The organism is Dyella japonica (assembly GCF_040545895.1).
Classification (GTDB): domain Bacteria; phylum Pseudomonadota; class Gammaproteobacteria; order Xanthomonadales; family Rhodanobacteraceae; genus Dyella; species Dyella japonica_D.
Window position 1 is genome coordinate 331,475 of the sequence record NZ_JBEPMU010000006.1, and the last position, 17,264, is coordinate 348,738.

Below are 17,264 nucleotides of genomic sequence, written 5' to 3' on the forward strand. Positions count from 1 at the left end.
AAGCCTGTTTAGACAGGTTTTTTCAATCAGGGTTCCCTCGATTCCAGGTCAGTCAGAAGGGGAGGGAGAAAAGCAGATTCACTTGGACGCAGTCATTTCTTGCGGACAAAAAAAGCCCGGCGAGTGATCGCCGGGCTTTTTCGTCATTGGTGGAGGTGGCGTCTATCAAATACGCCATGTCATCCAAGGTGTGAAGCCACTATGCGGGAAAGCCTTGACATAGTTGCCCCCATAGTTGCCCCCACTTTGTGTTGGCTACCAAGGGATGATCGTACAAGATATCGATGTGCGAGAACGGATGTTCCCTTATCCATGTCAATAGCAAAATAGTCCGTTTCAGACTGGGTTGAGCATAGATTAATTATCAGGTCCGGGGCACCATATTTCCGCGGCACCAATGCCGCAAATATGAGGCTCTGATGACAACAAAACATGCTCAACCAAATCGCTTTATCCGTCTTCCCGAAGTAATTCATCTCATCGGTCTGTCACGTTCACAGATTTATAAAATGCAGAGCGAAGGTTCTTTTCCTCGCTCGGTACGTCTGTCGGAACGCTCCGTTGCTTGGCACGAATTTGAAGTCCTTCATTGGATGGATCAGCGCCGGCACCTTTTCCCAACGGCCTACGCTAACTGATACATAGTAAATATCGTCGCGAACTTTCTGATCATACAAAACGACGCGACTTCATCGAAATTCAATTTTCACAAGCACTTCTCGGCCAGACCGGCTGCAGATGAGAAAAGTTATACCCTTAGGAAACTAATTTATGATACGAGATTTTGAAACAGAAGAATTTTTAGATATTAAGCACAACCAAGTTGCTGATGTAATTAAGCAGTATGGTCCTTACCGTTTCTTTGTAACGCTGACCTTCCAGCGTCCGGTCGACGATGCTTCCGCACTGAGGCACGGCGAAGTATTCGTCGGCAGACTTCACAAACAATTGTTTGGTCGCTACGGATGGCGTTCGGTTAGGCCGCTGACGGGAGTGGTGCTACTGGAGCGGGAGGATATCAAAAAAAAGAGGCGCTACCCCGGGCTACAAACTGGCGTAGAGCTCCTAGCACCTGTGGACGTCGGTAAGATTCTTTGGGTCCGTGATCGAGGAAATTGCCACTTTCACTTTCTTCTTCGTGATCACCCCGCGTTAGAGCGGAGGCCAGTGAAAGCCCTTAGACGATTCCAGCAAGCAGCCCGCAAGGCCGGGACGAGTTTGAATTACAGCGAAACGGAGAAGCTAGTCAGCAAGAACGGAGTGTATGTTTCGCTGGCTCCGGACAAAGGTGCAATCAATTATGTTAGCAAGGAATCGAGATATTTGAGCTGGTGGAGCGAGGAGCGACTCTTCTTTATTCATCGCTCTCAAGAGGGAGAGTTCGATCTTGTGCCCGGCGCTGTACCACTGAAGCGATGGTGGAATATGCCAACAATTTGATTTACGTACACTGTAAATGCAAGCGCCGTAAATGCGACAGGGTGGGGAGTGCCGGCTCTCTTCAATCGATTAATTATTACACCTTAAAAATAGCACGCAGGTACTCTCCCTGCCTATTTAATGGGGCGGTTCTTTGACAATCAGTTTTCATGACGGCGGTTCCGTCTGAAGGTCGACTTCTAGAGAGCGGAGACCTTTCGCCTTACCTCTTGCTTCCTATGGAGCTCTCTTCGGCTGGCCAGATATTTCTTGAGCCATGCCTCTGGTTGCACCCCTAGTGCTTCGAGGAATTCCGTTAGCTCAACTGGATCCAGCCGCCTTTCACCCCGCTCGACCTTCGAAACGAAGGTCTGTGTGGTTCCAAGAGTTTGGGCTAGTTCGGTTTGGGCAACATCCTCCCCTTCGCGGGTCTCGCGCAGCATCTCGATCAATAGCCTGTAGTCCACGTGGTGTGTCGAGGCCATGGTGCGTGCTCTGTCGTTGACCGACTTGACACGCTAAACACGGTTTTGGAATAGTCCAAAATAGGGTAGTCTATAATGGGCTTTACGAGGTGTTTATGGCCGGCGCGACTGGTGCAGTGATCGTCTTTGACGATGGCAAGAGCTTGAAATGGAGGGACAAATGCGAGGCATGTGGAAACGTCAACAGCACCGTCCATGTGTCTAGCAGCCCTAGCCCCGGCAGTCAGGTCCATCACGGAATGTACCGCTGCGAACGATGCGGGCACTCCTCGCAAATCACGATCTACGGCTGACTCGTCGCCCTTCCCGATTGTCGGACTTCAAGGATTCCCTGATGGATCTACCACCAGATCTTCCCCCTGATCTACCTCCGAATCTTCCGCCACGTCTTCCGCGGCAAGCGGAGAAGAAGTCCTTCCCTTCGACCAGAACAATCGTAATTGTGGCCGTGTGCTTTGCGGCCGTCTTGGTGGGATACCAAGGCATTGCCCACTCACCGCTAGCCGCAGGCAAAGGGTATCAGAAACTCCTTGGCGGTGATGTCCGCGATCGGCCGGCTGCCCAGCCAAGGAAAGATGTCATTCTCCAATCGCAGCATGATGCGGCTTGCGTGGAGCTCCACCCAAGTCGAGGACTGTTTCGCGTGCCATTCTCGGGCCACAACTTCAAAGCTATTGGCCGAGCGCTCTTCGCCAGCTGCTTTAGTAGCCTTCCGTTGCTCACTCGGATCGATGCTGGACGCTAGTAACTTGCGTGCTGCATCGCGCTTATCGCGAGCTTCTGCGAGGCTGGTATCGGGGAAGGTGCCAAGGGACAGTCGCTTCTCTTTACCAGAGTGACGGTACTTCCATCGCCACCACTTTCCTCCAGAAGGCGAGACTTCGAGGTACATGCCCCCGCTATCCCACAAGCGGTAGGTCTTTCCCATCGGCTTGGCTTTGTTGATCGCGACGTTGGTGAGTGGCATGTGGGGGCAACTTTGAATAGTGACATCCGTGTTGCCCCCGATCTTGCCCCCAGTTGCCCCCGGATTTCAAGGAATCTCTCTAGACGTCAGTGGACAAAGAAAAAGGCCGGAACCCTTGCTGTTGCTTGGGATTCCGGCCTTCTTGGAACGTCCGTGGACGTTGAGTTGGTGGAGGTGGCGGGAGTCGAACCCGCGTCCGAAGGCGTTTGACGCCCGGTACTACATGCTTAGCTCGCCGTTAGATCTCATCCCGCGACAGCACAGCGTGCGAAGCGCATCGAAGGACCAGCCTGCTTGATTTAGCCCTTACCGACAGGCGGCAGCTTCGGGCGATCTCGTGATAATGACCCTACATCCACGAGCACGAGCACAAGTGGGTTCGGGGCTAGGCCTTAAGCGGCCAGAGCGTAGTTGTCGTCGTTGGCAACTATAAGTTTGCGGCTGGATTAACGAGGAAAGCTGCCCCCTCGGCATGCACCAAGCTATCTCACTACCCCCGTCGAAGCCATGACACCCCCGGGGAAACTGAAACAGTAGCTGGTCAGTCAGTATATGTAGCCGGAAGGCATTTCTACAAGCTGCATGACGCCGCTATGGTTTACCCCATCACCACCGAAAGGAACGGCCATGGTCCGGATACGTCAGGCGGTGTTGCACGATGCAGGTGTGTTGACGGAATTGCGTTGTGCGTTTCTGGAAGAAGAGCTCAAGCAGCAATTGCCGGACGGCTTTGCCGACCAGTTGCGCGGCTGGATCGAGGAAGCCATGCCCGAAGGCCGCTTGCTGGCCTGGCTGGCCGAGGTGGAAGGGCGCGCGGCCGGTTGCGTGATGGTGCATCCGTATACGCACTTGCCTTCGGCTTATTTCCGTCGCGGCGTGGGCTGGTATGTGCTGAACATGTTCGTGAAGCGCACGCATCGGCGCCAGGGCCTGGCTTCTGCCTTGCTCGCGGCGTTGGGGGCGGCGGCGAGGGCGCAGGACGTTGATTCGCTCAACCTGCACTCCACCGGCGCCGCGCATTGCATCTATGAGCGGTTCGGTTTCGGCACCTCGGTGGATGCCATGAACATGTCGCTGCGCGAGGATGCGGTGGGGCTTTCCGAAGGCGAGCCAGGCTCGTGGCGGAGAATGTCAGGCTAGCTTGTTGTGCGAACGCATGGTGCGCTGCTTTTCGCGCTGCCAGTCGCGTTCCTTTTCCGCATCGCGCTTGTCGTGCGCCTGCTTGCCCTTGGCCAGTCCGATTTCCACCTTCACCTTGTTGCCCTTCCAGTAGAGGGCCATGGGAATGAGGGTGTAGCCCTTGCGCTCGACGGCGCCGATGAGGGTGTCGATCTCTTCTCGATGAAGCAACAGCTTGCGCGTGCGGCGATCGTTGGCCACCACGTGCGTGGAGGCGCTGATCAGCGGCGGAATGGAAGTGCCGACGAGGAAGATCTCGCTCCTCAGCACGACGGCGTAGCTGTCGCCGAAATTGATGCGGCCGGCACGCAGCGACTTCACTTCCCAGCCTTGCAGCTCGAGTCCTGCCTCGAAGCGTTGGTCGATGTGGTACTCGTGGCGCGCGCGTTTGTTCAGCGCAATGGTGCCGCCCGCGTTTTTGTCTTTGTCCTTAGGCTTGGCCATGTCCGTTAAACTTCGGGCTCATTGCCCTGGTGATGGTCCCGTCCGTGGAGGGACTGAAGATGATGCTCAAGAAGAGGCTGAAGTGATCGAGATCCGCCGCAGCGCCCTGGTGCGATATTCGCCGGCCCAGATGTTCGATCTGGTCAATGACGTTGAAGCATACCCAAAGCGCTTCCCCTGGTGTGTCGACGCTCAGGTGCTGGAGCGTGGCGAGGATGTGCTGGTGGCGCGGCTGGATCTCAAGTACATGGGGTTTCGCCAGAGCTTTACCACGCGCAATAGCACCGTGCGTCCCAGCCGTTTGCACATGAGCCTGGTCGATGGTCCGTTCCGCAGCCTGGACGGGCTGTGGGAATTCATCGCGCTGGGCGACGCCGGCTGCAAGGTATCCTTCGCGCTGGATTTCGACTATGCGGGCAAGCTGGGTGGCGCGGCCATCAAGCTGGGTTTCCAGGGGCTGGCGAGCCGCATGGTCGACGATTTCTGCCGCGAGGCGGAGCGCACCTATGGCTGAGCAGGTCACCGTCGAGGTGGTCTTTGCCGAACCCTCGCGACGCTGGCTGCGAAAAGTCACGCTGCCTGCGGGAAGTACCGTGGCGCAGGCCATCGAAGCTTCAGGCATCGCGCGGGAGATTTCAGGACTCGTCGTGGATCCGGCGCGACTGGGAATCTTCTCCCGCAAGGTGACGCCGGATCACGTGGTGGGCGAGGGCGACCGGGTGGAAATCTACCGGCCGCTCACGCTCGATCCAAAAGAAGCACGCCGGCGCCGCGCCCACGAGGGTTGACGCCGGCCGCACGGGCTTAGTGACCGTCGTTGCCGCCGCCACCACCGCCGCCGTTGTCACCACCCTTGTCGCCGCCACCGCCGGTGTTCTTGTCACCCTTGGTTTCGTCGACCGGATAGCTGGCGTGGTACTTCTTGGTGTCGTTGATGAGCTTCTGCGCGTCTTCGGCGAAGAAGTCGCCTTCGGTGCGAACCAGCACATCGTTGTTGAAGGTGAGCTTGAGCGTGTGGACCTTGATGTCGCCACCGCGGTGCTGCTGGGTGGAAACGTAAGCCCACTCGTTCTGGCTGAAGGGCGAATTCACCGACGGCGAACCCATCAGCACCAATACCTGACGCTTGGTCATGCCGGGCTGCAGCTGATCCACGGTCTTCTTGTCGAGCAGGTTGCCCTGTTGCACGTCGGGGGTATAAATGAGACGGCAGCTGGCCAGCGACAGTGCCAGCATGGCAAAACCCAGCGTGCGAATCAGCTTATGCATGCGTGTTGCGTCCGGATCGTAAAGGTGTCGGATGATACACTAACGGCCTCGTGGCGCCGTGTGCGTGGAGTTTGCTATGGAACAGGAAACGAAAGAACTGCGCAAAGCCGGGCTCAAGGTCACCCACCCCCGCATGCGTATTCTCCAGATCTTCGAAGATGAGGAGGCCCACCATCTCACCGCCGAAGACATCTACAAACGCCTGCTCGCCCACCAGGAAGACATCGGACTGGCCACCGTCTACCGGGTGCTGACCCAGTTCGAGGCGGCGGGCATCGTCGTCAAGCACAACTTCGAGGGCGGCCAGGCCGTCTACGAACTGGACCGCGGCAAGCATCATGACCACATGATCGATGTGGACAGCGGAAAGGTCATCGAGTTCGTGAGCGAGGAGATCGAGCGGCTCCAGGCCGAGATCGCCGCCCGCCACGGCTACGTCATCGAAGACCACAGCCTGGTGCTGTACGTGCGCCCCAAGAAAGGCGGCAAGTAAGCGAAATCCTCGCGAAATCCTCGGGCCGGTGACGGAAACGTTGCCGGCCTTTTTCGTGGCCGGAAGGGCGGCATGCAAAACCTTCGCCCATAAAAAAAGCCGCGGGAGGACTCCTGTCCGCCCTGCGGCTTGATCCGTTACCGGATGGCTCCTAGGAGGGCGAGTTGCTCGCGCGTCCCGGTATGGCCACCGATTCCGGCGGAACGGCATCCTGCCGTTCTTCATGCCCACCGTCCCCACGGTTGGCATGGCTCACCATCTTGCGATGGTGGCTCCCCCACATCGATGAATCCAGCGTAACGAACCCTTCACACCTCGGGTATCGGAAAATTTCCTATGTAACGATCCTAAGTGCGAGCTACGTCACCAGTTTGTGTGTTGCTGCGCAACAATATTCGAAGATGAACGCCCTGGGCCTCGGGCCGGACCCTGAACAGGCCGCCCAGTGACGTCACCCGGTCGCGCATGCCTTGCATGCCGCGGCCGCCGCGAGGCATGCGGGCCGGCAGGCCGATGCCGTTGTCCCGGATGTCCAGCAGGGCCAATGCCACGCCCTGGCGCTCGCCGATGCGCAGACGCAGCTGGAAGGTGTCGGCGTGGGCGTGCTTCACGGCGTTGGTGGCGCTTTCCTGCACCAAGCGATAGACCACGGTGCGGGTGTCGTCGTCGAGCAGGCGCGGGTCGCCGTGCAGTTCGGTGCGGTAGGCCACGCCCGCCGCGTTGAGCAGGTCGCGGATCGGGCCCTCGTCCAGCGCGCGCAGCAGGCCGAATTCATCAAGCACGGCGGGGCGAAGATCGTCCAGCAGGCGATGCAGGGCGCGGCGCATGTGGCCCAGGATGGCGTTGATGGAGACGCCGATATCGTCCATGCCGGCCTGCGTCAGGCGCGATTGCGCAAGCTTCAGATGCGTCTGGATGGCAGTGAGGTTCTGTCCCAGTTCGTCGTGCAGTTCCGCAGCCATGTGGCGGCGCTGGTTTTCCTCGGTGCGCAGGTTGCCGCGTGCGGCGTCTCGCAACTGACGGGCGAGATGATCGAGGCGGCGATTCACCGCGGCGAGATAGACGTTCTGTTCTGCCACGCGCTCGCTGCTGCGGCGAAGCGCATCGGTGGCTGAGCCAAGCATCAGCGCGCCGGTGCCCGCCACGGCCAGGAACAGTTCGCCGGCTGCACTGGGAATGCCGTGCCCTGAGAGATGATCGACCAGCGTCATGCCCAGGCTGGAAATCAGCATGGCGAGACTGGCGCCGCGCCAGCCATGCCGAAATGCGAAGAACAGCACGGGCGCCAGCGACAACACGCGAGCGAACTGCGGCTGCGGCGCCGCGTGCGACGAAAGCACCAGCAGGATCGCCAGTGACGGCAGCAGCACCAGCATGCCATCCATCAACAGGCGTCCGAGCGCCCGCTTGTCCAGCCGTGCGCGCAGCATCATCACCAGCAGCGGCACCACCAGCAGCACGCCCACGTAGTTGCCGAGCAGATCCTGGCCCAGGGCCTGCATCATCAGCTCGGTGGTGGGGCTGGCGTGGACCAGCGCGAGCAGCACCGCATCCGTCGCCGTGGTGGCCGCCACCGTAAAGGCGGCCGACAGGAGCAGGCGAGCCACATCTTCGGGGTCGCGCAGGCTGGCGTGCAGGTTGGCGCGACGCATCAGCCAGAGGCAGACGGCAACCACCAGGGGCTCGGGCAGTTCTCCCATAAGGAAGCCCCACCAGCCCATCGGCAGCGGATGGACGGACGCGATCAGCCCGGTCGCTGCGAATTCGGCGCCGAGCAGCCAGGGCCACATGCGCGTGGGCGCAAGCAGCAAAGCGCCAAAACGCAGGCCGTAGGGAAGCATCCAATAGGGTTGTTCGGTGGGCCAGAGCAGCAGCCAGAGCAGCAAATAGCCAATACCCAGAAGCAGGCTGGAACCGGGGAGCGCGGAAGATTTGAGTCGCATGCGGCCGATGTTACATGGCGTCGGGCAGCGGTCCAGACGGCCGTCCGGGCACTTTGACGCCATCGCCCGTGCGCGCTCTTTCGGCCACATGCGCGCAGAGATCGTCAACGGCCTCCGGGACTGCTATACATGCGGCATGTACAGCATTGTCCTGGTCGATGACCATGCCATTGTCCGAGAGGGGTTCAAGCGGCTGATCGAATTGGAACCGGATCTGGAGGTCGTTGCGGAATGCCGCAGCGCCGACGATGCGGTCGAAGCGGTTGGCTCGTGTCGTCCCGATCTCGTGGCACTCGATCTCTCGCTGCCCGATGGCAGCGGGCTGCCGTTGATCGAGCATTTGCGCAGCGTCGCCTCGGATACGCGCATCGTGGTGCTGAGCATGCACGACGGCGAGCCCTACGTATCGGAAGCCTTGCGTCGCGGTGCGAGCGGCTACGTCACCAAGGGCGTGGCGCCGGAGGAACTCGTCGCCGGCTTGCGCGCGGTGATGCAGGGTGAATGTTTTCTCAGTTCGGATTTGCGCAAGCGCCGCGCTGAACGTCCGAGCGAATCGCGCGATCCCATCCATCGGCTCACGGCGCGCGAGCGCGAAGTGTTCCTCTTGCTGGCGGCGGGTCGCGCGCCCAAGCAGGTGGCGGGCGAGCTTGGGATTGGCCAGAAGACGGTCTACATCCATCGCGCGAGCTTGATGGGCAAGTTGGGTGCGGGGTCGGAACTCGATCTCTACCGCATGGCCACCGAGCGCGGGTTGTTGCCACGGAAGAATTGACAGGTTCCTGCGGGACGCGTCACGCCTTGCGTTCCCGTTCGTCATTCCGGCGCAGGCCGGAATCCAGTAGAGAGAGCTTCCGTTTTTCGCGATGGCCTTTACGGGAGTCGCGACGACCTCGCACCACACCACTGGATTCCGGCTTGCGCCGGAATGACGTAGGTGAGGTGGCGGTGAGCTGACGTCACGGACAACGTAGTGAGCGAAGCAGATCCTTAAACCTGCGCCCGCTCCAGCATCTGCTTGGCATGCGCCCGCGTTTCGCGCGTGATCTCCACACCGCCCAGCATGCGCGCGAGTTCATCGCGGCGGCCGTTGGCATCAAGTTTCTCGATGCGCGTGCGGGTGGATTCGCCATCGCTTTCCTTGCTCACGCGAAGATGCGCGTGGCCCTGCGCGGCCACCTGCGGCAGATGCGTGACGCAGAGCACCTGACGGAGTCCGCCGAGTGCGCGCAGCTTTTGGCCGACCACTTCGGCTACCGCGCCGCCGATGCCGGTATCCACTTCGTCGAACACCATGGTGCCGATGGTGTCCTTGCCCAGCGTGGCCACTTCGATGGCGAGGCTGATGCGTGCCAGTTCGCCGCCCGATGCCACCTTGCGCAGTGCGCGCGGCGGTTGGCCGGGATTGGCGCTCACCAGCAGTTCGCAGCGCTCGCGGCCTTGTGCGTCGGGATCGCTTTCGCTAGTCGATTCCAGTTCGATGACGAGGCGACCGCCGCTCATGCCCAGTTCGCCCATCAGCACGCTCACTTCGCCACCCAGGCGTTCGGCGGCCTGCTGGCGAGCGTGGCTGAGCTTGGCGGCATGTTCGTCGTACTGCTGTTGCAGGCGCGCGCGCTGGCTGGCCAGTTTTTCCAGCGCGTCGCCGGCACCTTCCAGTTCGCTGAGTTCGATGCGCAGCGTGGCAGCCTTGTCGTGCAGTTCGGCCACCGGCAGGCGATGGCGACGCGAGAGTTCGTGCAAGCGCGTGAGGTGCGTATCCACTTCGGCATAGCGATCGGGATCGAGATCGACGTCGAGCGCATAGCGACCGAGTCCATCGGCAGCTTCACTGAGCTGGATCGAGGCGTTGTCCAGCAGTTCCAGCAACGGCGCGAGGCGATCGTCCAGCGCGGCGAGCTTGCTCATTTCCAGCTGTGCGCGGCCTAACGCGCGTCGCAACGCGAATTCGCTTTCGCCATCGAGCAGTTCCACCACGCCGCCCGCGCCTTCGGCGAGACGGCCGGCATTGGCCAGGCGCTTGTGGTTGGCTTCCAGTTCGGTGAGTTCGCTGGCGGGCAGTGCCCACTTTTCAAGCTCGCCCAGTTCATGACTCAGCAGTTCGATGCGCTGTTCGCGATCGTCGCCGCCGCTCAGCTTGCGGATGCGGTTGCCCAGCTCGCGCCATTGCTGGGCCAGTTCGCGAACCTGTGCCACCAGGGCTTCGTTGCCGGCGTAGGCATCGAGCAGTTCCATCTGGTGTGCACGGGAGAGCAGCGCCTGGTGTTCGTGCTGGCCGTGGATTTCCACCAGCAGCGTGGCCAGTTCGCCGAGCTGGCTGGCGTTGGCCGGGCGTCCGTTGATCCAGGCGCGTGAGCTGCCTTCGGCGCGGATGACGCGGCGCAGCTGGCAGCTGTCCTCTTCGTCCAGCTCCTCGCGGCGCAGCCATTCGCGGGCTTCAGGCAGGTGGGTCAGGTCGAACTCGGCGGTGAGCTCGGCACGGTCGCTGCCGGCGCGGACCATGCCGCTGTCGGCACGGGCGCCGGCCAGCAGCATCAGGGCATCCACGAGCAGGGACTTGCCCGCACCCGTCTCGCCGCTGACCACGGTAAGACCCGGGCCGAAGGCGATCTCGGCTTCTTCGACGACGGCGAAATGACGAACGTAGAGCGAGGTGAGCATGGGCGAGGGCGTGTTGGAGTCGGGGGATTGTAAGGGGCGGGGCATGGGAAACGGATAGTGGAGGCTCACGCTCTGGCATCCGGTGCATGACCGACCACCCGTTTTTGGCGCCCCCGCCACCAGCCCCGCATCCCCATTTCTTGCAAACTTTCCCGCCAGACCTTATTTCTTTCGTGTCTCACGGATTGCTACAGCATGCCAGCCGCCCATCTCGATGCCCGCGCACGACGCCTCTTGCGCACATTGATCGCCCAGTACCTCGCCGATGGCGAGCCTGTGGGGTCGCGCACGCTGTCGCGTTCGTCCGGCCTGGACGTGAGCCCGGCCACCATCCGCAACATCATGGCGGACCTGGAAGAAGCGGGCTTGGTCGCCTCGCCGCACACCTCGGCGGGCCGCGTGCCCACGCCGCGTGGCCTGCGCCTGTTCGTGGACAGCCTGATCGAGTTGCAGCCGCTGCCGCAGGACGAGATGGCCCGCCTGCGTCGCGAATTGCCGCCGGGCCCCACCACCACGCGCGACCTGCTCGGCAACGTCTCCACGCTGCTTTCGGCCATGACGCGCTTCGCCGGCGTGGTCACGGTGCCGCGCCAGGCGGACTTTCCACTGCGCCACATCGACTTCGTGGCGCTGCCCGACGCACGCGTGCTGGTGATCCTGGTGTTCTCGGACAACCAGGTGCAGAACCGCATCGTGCAGCTGGCCAAGCCGCTGGAAGGCGGCGAGCTGGAGCAGGCTGCCAATTACCTCAATGGCCATTTTGCCGGCCTGCGCCTGGACGACATCCGCGCCCATCTGTTGCGCGAACTCCGCGAGGCTAGCGGCGAACTCAACCGGCTGATGTCCAGCGCAGTAGAACTTGCAGCGGCCTCGTTCGCCCCGCAGAGCGAAAGCGACGACGTGCTGGTGAGCGGCCAGACCAACCTGATGGGTTATTCGGAACTAGCGAACCTTGAGCGCCTGCGCGAGCTGTTCGAGGCCTTCCAGCAGAAGAACGAGCTATTGCAGCTGATGGAAGTGTGCGCCAAGGCCCCTGGCGTAAGGCTCTTCATCGGGGAAGAATCGGGGTTTGCGGCACTGGATGGTTGCAGTGTGGTCACAGCCAGCTATGGTGCACAGGGCCGCGTGCTAGGCGCGGTAGGGGTCATCGGACCCACCCGCATGGCCTACGAGCGGGTGATTCCCGTGGTGCAGGCAACGGCCGGTTTGCTCAGCGACGCCTTGAATCGCGCCGCTACGACCTTATAACGCGCTCGGGAGGCGGGATTTACCCGCAAGTGTTTGACGGTTGGTGCGTAACGCACCGGCCATGGATAAGGCTTGGAGTTATTTATGCAAAGCAACGATCCCACGGCGCCCCACGAGGCGCAGGGCCATGTGGAGGGCACCGTGCCCAACGCCGAACTGGAAGCACTGAAGGGCCGCATCGCCGAACTGGAAGCTGCCAACGTGGAGCTGCGCGATACGGTGCTGCGCGAGAAGGCGGAAATCGAGAACCAGCGTCGTCGCCTGCATCGCGACGTGGAGCAGGCTCGCCGCTTCGCCAACGAGAAGCTGTTGAACGAGCTGCTGCCGGTCTACGACGGCCTGGAGCGCGGCCTGCAGGTGGAAAGCGGCGACGTGGCCAGCGTGCGCGAGGGCATCGCACTCACGCTCAAGTCGCTGCTGAAGATCGCCGAGAACAATGGCCTGGTGCAGATCGATCCGGTGGGCCAGCCGCTGGATCCGGATCGGCATCACGCCGTGAGCATGGTGGAGGCCCCGGGCGCGGCCCCCAACACGGTCGTCAACGTGCTCCAGAAGGGCTACGTGCTAAACGATCGGCTTCTGCGCCCCGCATTGGTGGCGGTCGCCAAGGAATGACACCTGCGCCGGTGGTCGAGGACGCCTGAATGGCGTCCCCTTCCGGCAACGGTGCAAGGCATTGGGGGGTCTTGTCGGCATTGAGATGCCGGGCGCGAAACCCCATCTGAAAACCAGTCGCGGCCGAGGGGTCGCTTAAAGAATTCGGGAGTAGACAACATGGGTAAAATCATCGGTATCGACCTGGGCACGACCAACTCGTGCGTCGCCGTCATGGACGGCACCACCGCCAAGGTCATCGAGAACTCGGAAGGCGATCGCACCACGCCGTCCATCGTGGCCTTCACCAAGGACAACGAAGTCCTGGTGGGCGCGCCGGCCAAGCGCCAGAGCGTGACCAATCCCAAGAACACCTTCTACGCGGTGAAGCGCCTTATCGGCCGCAAGTTCACCGACGCGGAAGTGCAGAAAGACCTGCACATCGTGCCCTACGGCATCATCGCGCACGACAACGGCGACGCCTGGGTGCAGACCTCCGACGGCCGCAAGATGGCGCCGCAGGAGATCTCGGCCAAGGTCCTCATGAAGATGAAGAAGACCGCTGAGGACTATCTCGGCGAGCCCGTCACCGAAGCTGTGATCACGGTGCCGGCGTACTTCAACGACAGCCAGCGCCAGGCCACCAAGGACGCCGGCCGCATCGCGGGCCTGGACGTCAAGCGCATCATCAACGAGCCGACCGCGGCCGCGCTGGCCTATGGCCTGGACAAGAAGGGCGCCGATCGCAAGGTGGCGGTGTATGACCTCGGCGGCGGCACGTTCGACGTGTCCATCATCGAGATCGCCGAAGTGGACGGCGAGAAGCAGTTCGAAGTGCTGGCCACCAACGGCGACACCTTCCTGGGTGGCGAAGACTTCGACATGCGCGTCATCGACTACCTCGTCGAGGAATTCAAGAAAGACCAGGGCATGGACCTGCGCAAGGATCCGCTCGCACTGCAGCGCCTGAAGGACGCCGCCGAGCGCGCGAAGATCGAGCTGTCGTCCAGCCACCAGACCGAAGTGAACCTGCCGTACATCACGGCCGATGCGTCCGGTCCCAAGCACCTCAACATCAAGCTCACCCGCGCCAAGCTCGAAGCGCTGGTGGAAGACCTGATCAAGCGCACCATCGAGCCGTGCCGCACCGCGTTGAACGACGCCGGCCTGCGCGTGTCCGACGTCAGCGAGGTCATCCTCGTCGGCGGCCAGACCCGCATGCCCAAGGTGCAGGAGTCGGTGAAGGACTTCTTCGGCAAGGAGCCGCGCAAGGACGTCAACCCGGATGAAGCCGTCGCCGTGGGCGCCGCGATCCAGGGCGGCGTGCTGGGCGGTACCGTGAAGGACGTGCTGCTGCTCGACGTCACCCCGCTGTCGCTCGGCATCGAGACGATGGGCGGCGTGATGACCAAGCTGATCGAGAAGAACACCACCGTGCCGACCAAGGCCTCGCAGGTGTTCTCCACTGCCGACGACAACCAGAGCGCGGTGACCGTGCATGTGCTGCAGGGCGAGCGTGAGCGTGCCAGCGCCAACAAGTCGCTGGGCAAGTTCGACCTGCAGGGCATCGACCCGGCGCCGCGCGGCATGCCGCAGATCGAAGTGACCTTCGACATCGACGCCAACGGCATCCTGCACGTGTCGGCCAAGGACAAGAAGAGCGGCAAGGAACAGAAGATCGAAATCAAGGCCGGCTCGGGCCTGTCCGAGGAAGAGATCAACCGCATGGTGGCCGACGCCGAGGCCAACAAGGAAGAGGACAAGAAATTCCACGAACTCGTCGGCACGCGCAACAAGGCCGACCAGTTGGTGCACGCCACCCGTAGCGCGCTCAAGGATCACGGCGGCAAGGTGCCGGCCGATCAGCTGAGCACGATCGAGGGCGCACTGTCCGACCTGGAGAAGGTCAAGGACGGCGACGACAAGGGCGCCATCGAATCGAAGATCGAAAAGCTCGAGCAGGTCGCGCAGGCGCTGTACGCAGCGGCCCAGGGCGGTGCTGGCCCGCAGGCTGACGCCGGTGCCCACGCCGGTGCGCAGGGCGGCTCCTCGGCCGGTCAGGACGACGTGGTCGATGCCGAGTTCACTGAAGTCAAGGACGACAAGAAGTAATATGGGCCGGTCGGCGCTGCCGATCTGATGCAGCCCGCGCCCGGGACTCGACACCTAGGCGCGGGCTGTTTTGCTGATAGGACACGGGTCGCCTGATCCGTGTCGCAAGAGAGCGGTCCATGCCGGATGCAACGATGAGCAAGCGTGATTACTACGAAATCCTCGGGGTGGAGCGCACCGTCACCGAGGTCGAACTGAAGAAGTCGTTCCGTCGACTCGCGATGAAGTACCACCCGGATCGCTGTCCGGACGATCCGCATGCGCAGGAGAAATTCAAGGAGGCCAAGGAGGCCTACGAAGTGCTGTCGGACGCGCAGAAGCGCGCGATGTACGACCAGCACGGCCATGCCGCCTTCGAGCACGGCATGGGCGGTCGCGGTGGCGCCGGTGGCTTTGGCGACATGGGCGACATCTTCGGCGATATTTTCGGCGACATCTTCGGCATGGGCGGTGGTGGCGGGCGCGCTCGTTCGCGTCGCGGCTCCGACCTGCGCTACATCATGGAGCTCGATCTTGAGGAAGCCGTGTTCGGCACCGAGAAGAAGATCGAGATCCCCACCCAGGTCAATTGCCATCACTGCAACGGCAGCGGTTCGGCCGACGGCAAGACGGTGACCTGCAAGACCTGCGCGGGCCATGGCCGCGTGCGCATGCAGAACGGCATCTTCTCCATCCAGCAGGCGTGCCCGCATTGCGGCGGCAGCGGCCATGCGATCGAGAAGCCGTGCAAGCAGTGCGATGGCGAAGGCCGTCTGGAGGAAACGCGCGCGCTGTCGGTGAACATTCCCGCGGGCGTCGACAACGGCGATCGCATCCGCCTCACGGGACAGGGCGAAGCCGGCCCGGCCGGCGGCGAAGCGGGCGATCTCTACGTGGAAGTGCGCGTGCGCGAGCACGGCATTTTCCAGCGCGACGGCAACGACCTGCATTGCGAATTGCCGATTCGTTTCGCGCAGGCAGCGCTGGGTGCGGAATTGCAGGTGCCCACGCTGGAAGGCGAAGTGCCGATCAATATTCCGCCGGAAACGCAGACCGGGCAGATATTCCGCCTGCGCGGCCGCGGCGTGAAATCGGTGCGCAGCAGCCGCACGGGCGATCTCATCTGTCGCGTGGTGGTGGAAACGCCGGTGCGCCTCACCAAGCAGCAGCGCGATCTGCTGGAGCAACTCGAGGCCACCTTCGACGATGGCGAGGCAGAGAAGCACACGCCGCGCGCCAAGACCTGGGTCGATGGCGTCAAGCAATTCTGGTCGCGCGTCACCTCGTAAGTTCACACGACACGTGTCGCTGCAAAGCCCCGGCTCAAAGCCGGGGCTTTGTTTTTTGCGCGATTCACGCGGGTTGTGCACGACGACGCCCGCAGGCGGTAGCATCGCCTCTCCCGTGCCAGCCCCGCCCCAGGAAGGAATCCACCGATGACCCAGCCCGTCCGCCTTGCCATCAACGGCGCCACCGGTCGCATGGGGCAGGCCCTGCTCGCACTGGTGAAAGACGATGCGCGTTTCATGCTGGTGGCGGCTATTGCGTCGCCCGGTTCCTCGAAGCTGGGTCAGGCCGTCGGCGCCTGCGAGGGCTCGCTGAGTTTCACGCACGAATGGCCGGCGGCCGATGCGTTGGATGTCGTAGTGGATTTCAGCGGTCCGGCCGGTCTCGCCGAAGCGCTTACGTACTGTGAGTCCAACGGCGTGGCCTTGGTCACGGGCACCACCGGGCTCGATGCCACCTTCGCGCAGCGCCTCAGCGCGTCGGCGGCCCGCATAGCGCTGTTGCGGGCGGCCAATTTCAGCCTTGGCGTGGCGGTGCTGACGCGTTTGCTTCGCCAGGCTGCCGCGGCCTTGCCGGATTGGGACATGGACATCGTCGAGGCGCACCACAACCGCAAGGAAGATGCGCCGTCCGGGACCGCGCTGGCGCTGGGCGAAGCGGCCGCTTCGGCACGCGGCACCTCGCTGCGCGAGAGCGCCGTGTACGCCCGGGAAGGACGCGTTGGACCTCGCGCGCAAGGCACCATTGGTTTCGCCGTGGTGCGCGGCGGCGATATCGTGGGCGAGCACGAAGTGCTGCTGATGGGGCAGGGCGAGCGCCTGGAACTCGTGCATCGCGCGACGGATCGCTCGATCTTCGCCCGCGGTGCACTCGAAGCCGCACACTGGCTCAGCGGCCGCGATGCCGGCGACTACGATCTCGACGCGATGCTGGCGGATCGTTCGTCGCGTTGAACCGTTATGGTGTAGCGCGCGCCGTAATTCAGGCCCGTTCGCTTGCCCGAGGCCCCTCGGGCCTCTAAACTTATTGCGATTGTCATTGGGGAGTAGCCATCCTCACCCCCTTGCAGCCGGTCATCGGTTGCGATTCCAGAGGAATCCGCGTCAACAGACTTGAAGCCTCGGCTTCATGGCGTGGATGGTTCATCGATACCATCGGTATCGACAGCCCGGCGAGACCTTTGGCCA

The 17,264-nt window shown here is 62.2% G+C and carries 18 protein-coding genes, 1 other RNA gene and 1 riboswitch; of the genes, 12 read left to right on the forward strand and 7 right to left on the reverse strand.

What is annotated here, in order from left to right:
* Positions 1-419 precede the first annotated feature (419 nt).
* Together ABIC75_RS19855 and ABIC75_RS19860 are read left to right on the forward strand one after the other, a co-directional pair.
* On the forward strand, positions 420-638 hold the full coding sequence (locus ABIC75_RS19855; protein ID WP_354015628.1) for a helix-turn-helix transcriptional regulator: 219 nt from the start codon (positions 420-422) through the stop codon (positions 636-638).
* Between the two features lie 133 nt (positions 639-771).
* Entirely contained in the window at positions 772-1,440 is a 669-nt protein-coding gene (locus ABIC75_RS19860; protein WP_354015629.1) for a hypothetical protein, read from the forward strand.
* Between the two features lie 179 nt (positions 1,441-1,619).
* On the opposite strand, the gene ABIC75_RS19865 is transcribed toward ABIC75_RS19860, so the two are convergent.
* From ABIC75_RS19865 to ssrA, 3 genes are all read right to left on the reverse strand, one after another.
* Entirely contained in the window at positions 1,620-1,904 is a 285-nt protein-coding gene (locus tag ABIC75_RS19865) for a helix-turn-helix domain-containing protein (protein WP_354015630.1), read from the reverse strand.
* Between the two features lie 499 nt (positions 1,905-2,403).
* Positions 2,404-2,871, reverse strand: coding sequence for a tyrosine-type recombinase/integrase (locus tag ABIC75_RS19870; protein ID WP_354015631.1), 468 nt, complete (start codon positions 2,869-2,871; stop codon positions 2,404-2,406).
* 166 nt (positions 2,872-3,037) lie between these two features.
* Positions 3,038-3,389: a transfer-messenger RNA gene (ssrA, locus tag ABIC75_RS19875) on the reverse strand.
* Between the two features lie 109 nt (positions 3,390-3,498).
* On the opposite strand from ssrA, the gene ABIC75_RS19880 reads away from it, so the two are divergent.
* Positions 3,499-4,011, forward strand: coding sequence for a GNAT family N-acetyltransferase (locus ABIC75_RS19880; RefSeq protein ID WP_354015632.1), 513 nt, complete (start codon positions 3,499-3,501; stop codon positions 4,009-4,011).
* On the opposite strand, the gene smpB is transcribed toward ABIC75_RS19880, so the two are convergent.
* The gene (smpB, locus tag ABIC75_RS19885) at positions 4,003-4,494 is read right to left on the reverse strand and encodes an SsrA-binding protein SmpB (protein WP_354015633.1); all 492 of its coding nucleotides are present in this window, start codon (positions 4,492-4,494) and stop codon (positions 4,003-4,005) included. The genes ABIC75_RS19880 and smpB overlap by 9 nt on opposite strands.
* 82 nt (positions 4,495-4,576) lie before the next feature.
* On the opposite strand from smpB, the gene ABIC75_RS19890 reads away from it, so the two are divergent.
* Positions 4,577-5,008, forward strand: coding sequence for a type II toxin-antitoxin system RatA family toxin (locus tag ABIC75_RS19890; RefSeq protein ID WP_354015634.1), 432 nt, complete (start codon positions 4,577-4,579; stop codon positions 5,006-5,008).
* Positions 5,001-5,282, forward strand: a complete 282-nt coding sequence (locus ABIC75_RS19895) for an RnfH family protein (RefSeq protein WP_354015635.1) — start codon at positions 5,001-5,003, stop codon at positions 5,280-5,282. The genes ABIC75_RS19890 and ABIC75_RS19895 overlap by 8 nt, the downstream gene beginning before the upstream one ends.
* Positions 5,283-5,298: 16 nt before the next feature.
* Here ABIC75_RS19895 and ABIC75_RS19900 read toward each other — a convergent pair whose 3' ends face one another.
* Positions 5,299-5,763: an outer membrane protein assembly factor BamE gene (locus ABIC75_RS19900; RefSeq protein WP_354015636.1), complete on the reverse strand. Its 465-nt coding sequence runs from the start codon at positions 5,761-5,763 to the stop codon at positions 5,299-5,301.
* Positions 5,764-5,839: 76 nt separating this feature from the next.
* Between ABIC75_RS19900 and fur the strand changes: the two genes are divergently transcribed.
* A complete protein-coding gene (gene fur / locus ABIC75_RS19905; protein WP_354015637.1) occupies positions 5,840-6,256 on the forward strand; it encodes a ferric iron uptake transcriptional regulator in 417 nt (138 codons plus the stop codon).
* A 347-nt stretch (positions 6,257-6,603) separates the two neighbouring features.
* Here the strand turns inward: fur and ABIC75_RS19910 are convergent, their stop codons facing one another.
* Positions 6,604-8,199: an MASE1 domain-containing sensor histidine kinase gene (locus ABIC75_RS19910; protein WP_354015638.1), complete on the reverse strand. Its 1,596-nt coding sequence runs from the start codon at positions 8,197-8,199 to the stop codon at positions 6,604-6,606.
* 136 nt (positions 8,200-8,335) lie between these two features.
* Between ABIC75_RS19910 and ABIC75_RS19915 the strand changes: the two genes are divergently transcribed.
* A complete protein-coding gene (locus ABIC75_RS19915) occupies positions 8,336-8,971 on the forward strand; it encodes a response regulator transcription factor (protein WP_354015639.1) in 636 nt (211 codons plus the stop codon).
* A 215-nt stretch (positions 8,972-9,186) separates the two neighbouring features.
* Here ABIC75_RS19915 and recN read toward each other — a convergent pair whose 3' ends face one another.
* A complete protein-coding gene (recN, locus tag ABIC75_RS19920; protein ID WP_354015781.1) occupies positions 9,187-10,857 on the reverse strand; it encodes a DNA repair protein RecN in 1,671 nt (556 codons plus the stop codon).
* 195 nt (positions 10,858-11,052) lie between these two features.
* Here recN and hrcA point away from each other — a divergent pair, with 195 nt between their 5' ends.
* The 5 genes from hrcA to dapB all read left to right on the forward strand — a co-directional run bounded on the left by hrcA (position 11,053) and on the right by dapB (position 17,030).
* Positions 11,053-12,105, forward strand: coding sequence for a heat-inducible transcriptional repressor HrcA (gene hrcA / locus ABIC75_RS19925; protein ID WP_354015640.1), 1,053 nt, complete (start codon positions 11,053-11,055; stop codon positions 12,103-12,105).
* Positions 12,106-12,189: 84 nt separating this feature from the next.
* Positions 12,190-12,720 (forward strand): nucleotide exchange factor GrpE, encoded by a 531-nt coding sequence (gene grpE, locus ABIC75_RS19930; RefSeq protein ID WP_354015641.1) that lies wholly within the window; start codon positions 12,190-12,192, stop codon positions 12,718-12,720.
* 159 nt (positions 12,721-12,879) lie between these two features.
* Positions 12,880-14,811 carry a molecular chaperone DnaK gene (gene dnaK / locus ABIC75_RS19935; RefSeq protein ID WP_354015642.1) on the forward strand — a complete coding sequence of 644 codons (1,932 nt, stop codon included), beginning with the start codon at positions 12,880-12,882 and terminating at the stop codon, positions 14,809-14,811.
* A 134-nt stretch (positions 14,812-14,945) separates the two neighbouring features.
* Positions 14,946-16,079, forward strand: a complete 1,134-nt coding sequence (gene dnaJ, locus ABIC75_RS19940) for a molecular chaperone DnaJ (protein ID WP_354015643.1) — start codon at positions 14,946-14,948, stop codon at positions 16,077-16,079.
* Positions 16,080-16,226: 147 nt separating this feature from the next.
* On the forward strand, positions 16,227-17,030 hold the full coding sequence (gene dapB, locus ABIC75_RS19945) for a 4-hydroxy-tetrahydrodipicolinate reductase (RefSeq protein WP_354015644.1): 804 nt from the start codon (positions 16,227-16,229) through the stop codon (positions 17,028-17,030).
* Positions 17,031-17,105: 75 nt separating this feature from the next.
* Positions 17,106-17,258, forward strand: a riboswitch (yybP-ykoY riboswitch).
* Positions 17,259-17,264 lie beyond the last annotated feature (6 nt).

Bases quoted from the DNA above. Each gene is read 5' to 3' on its own strand.
- ABIC75_RS19910 (WP_354015638.1), bottom strand. From the start codon at position 8,199: ATGCGACTCAAATCTTCCGCGCTCCCCGGTTCCAGCCTGCTTCTGGGT.
- recN (WP_354015781.1), bottom strand. From the start codon at position 10,857: ATGCTCACCTCGCTCTACGTTCGTCATTTCGCCGTCGTCGAAGAAGCC.
- ABIC75_RS19865 (WP_354015630.1), bottom strand. From the start codon at position 1,904: ATGGCCTCGACACACCACGTGGACTACAGGCTATTGATCGAGATGCTG.
- grpE (WP_354015641.1), top strand. From the start codon at position 12,190: ATGCAAAGCAACGATCCCACGGCGCCCCACGAGGCGCAGGGCCATGTG.
- ABIC75_RS19870 (WP_354015631.1), bottom strand. From the start codon at position 2,871: ATGCCACTCACCAACGTCGCGATCAACAAAGCCAAGCCGATGGGAAAG.
- hrcA (WP_354015640.1), top strand. From the start codon at position 11,053: ATGCCAGCCGCCCATCTCGATGCCCGCGCACGACGCCTCTTGCGCACA.
- ABIC75_RS19880 (WP_354015632.1), top strand. From the start codon at position 3,499: ATGGTCCGGATACGTCAGGCGGTGTTGCACGATGCAGGTGTGTTGACG.
- dnaK (WP_354015642.1), top strand. From the start codon at position 12,880: ATGGGTAAAATCATCGGTATCGACCTGGGCACGACCAACTCGTGCGTC.
- dapB (WP_354015644.1), top strand. From the start codon at position 16,227: ATGACCCAGCCCGTCCGCCTTGCCATCAACGGCGCCACCGGTCGCATG.
- ABIC75_RS19915 (WP_354015639.1), top strand. From the start codon at position 8,336: ATGTACAGCATTGTCCTGGTCGATGACCATGCCATTGTCCGAGAGGGG.
- smpB (WP_354015633.1), bottom strand. From the start codon at position 4,494: ATGGCCAAGCCTAAGGACAAAGACAAAAACGCGGGCGGCACCATTGCG.
- ABIC75_RS19900 (WP_354015636.1), bottom strand. From the start codon at position 5,763: ATGCATAAGCTGATTCGCACGCTGGGTTTTGCCATGCTGGCACTGTCG.
- ABIC75_RS19860 (WP_354015629.1), top strand. From the start codon at position 772: ATGATACGAGATTTTGAAACAGAAGAATTTTTAGATATTAAGCACAAC.
- fur (WP_354015637.1), top strand. From the start codon at position 5,840: ATGGAACAGGAAACGAAAGAACTGCGCAAAGCCGGGCTCAAGGTCACC.
- dnaJ (WP_354015643.1), top strand. From the start codon at position 14,946: ATGAGCAAGCGTGATTACTACGAAATCCTCGGGGTGGAGCGCACCGTC.
- ABIC75_RS19895 (WP_354015635.1), top strand. From the start codon at position 5,001: ATGGCTGAGCAGGTCACCGTCGAGGTGGTCTTTGCCGAACCCTCGCGA.
- ABIC75_RS19855 (WP_354015628.1), top strand. From the start codon at position 420: ATGACAACAAAACATGCTCAACCAAATCGCTTTATCCGTCTTCCCGAA.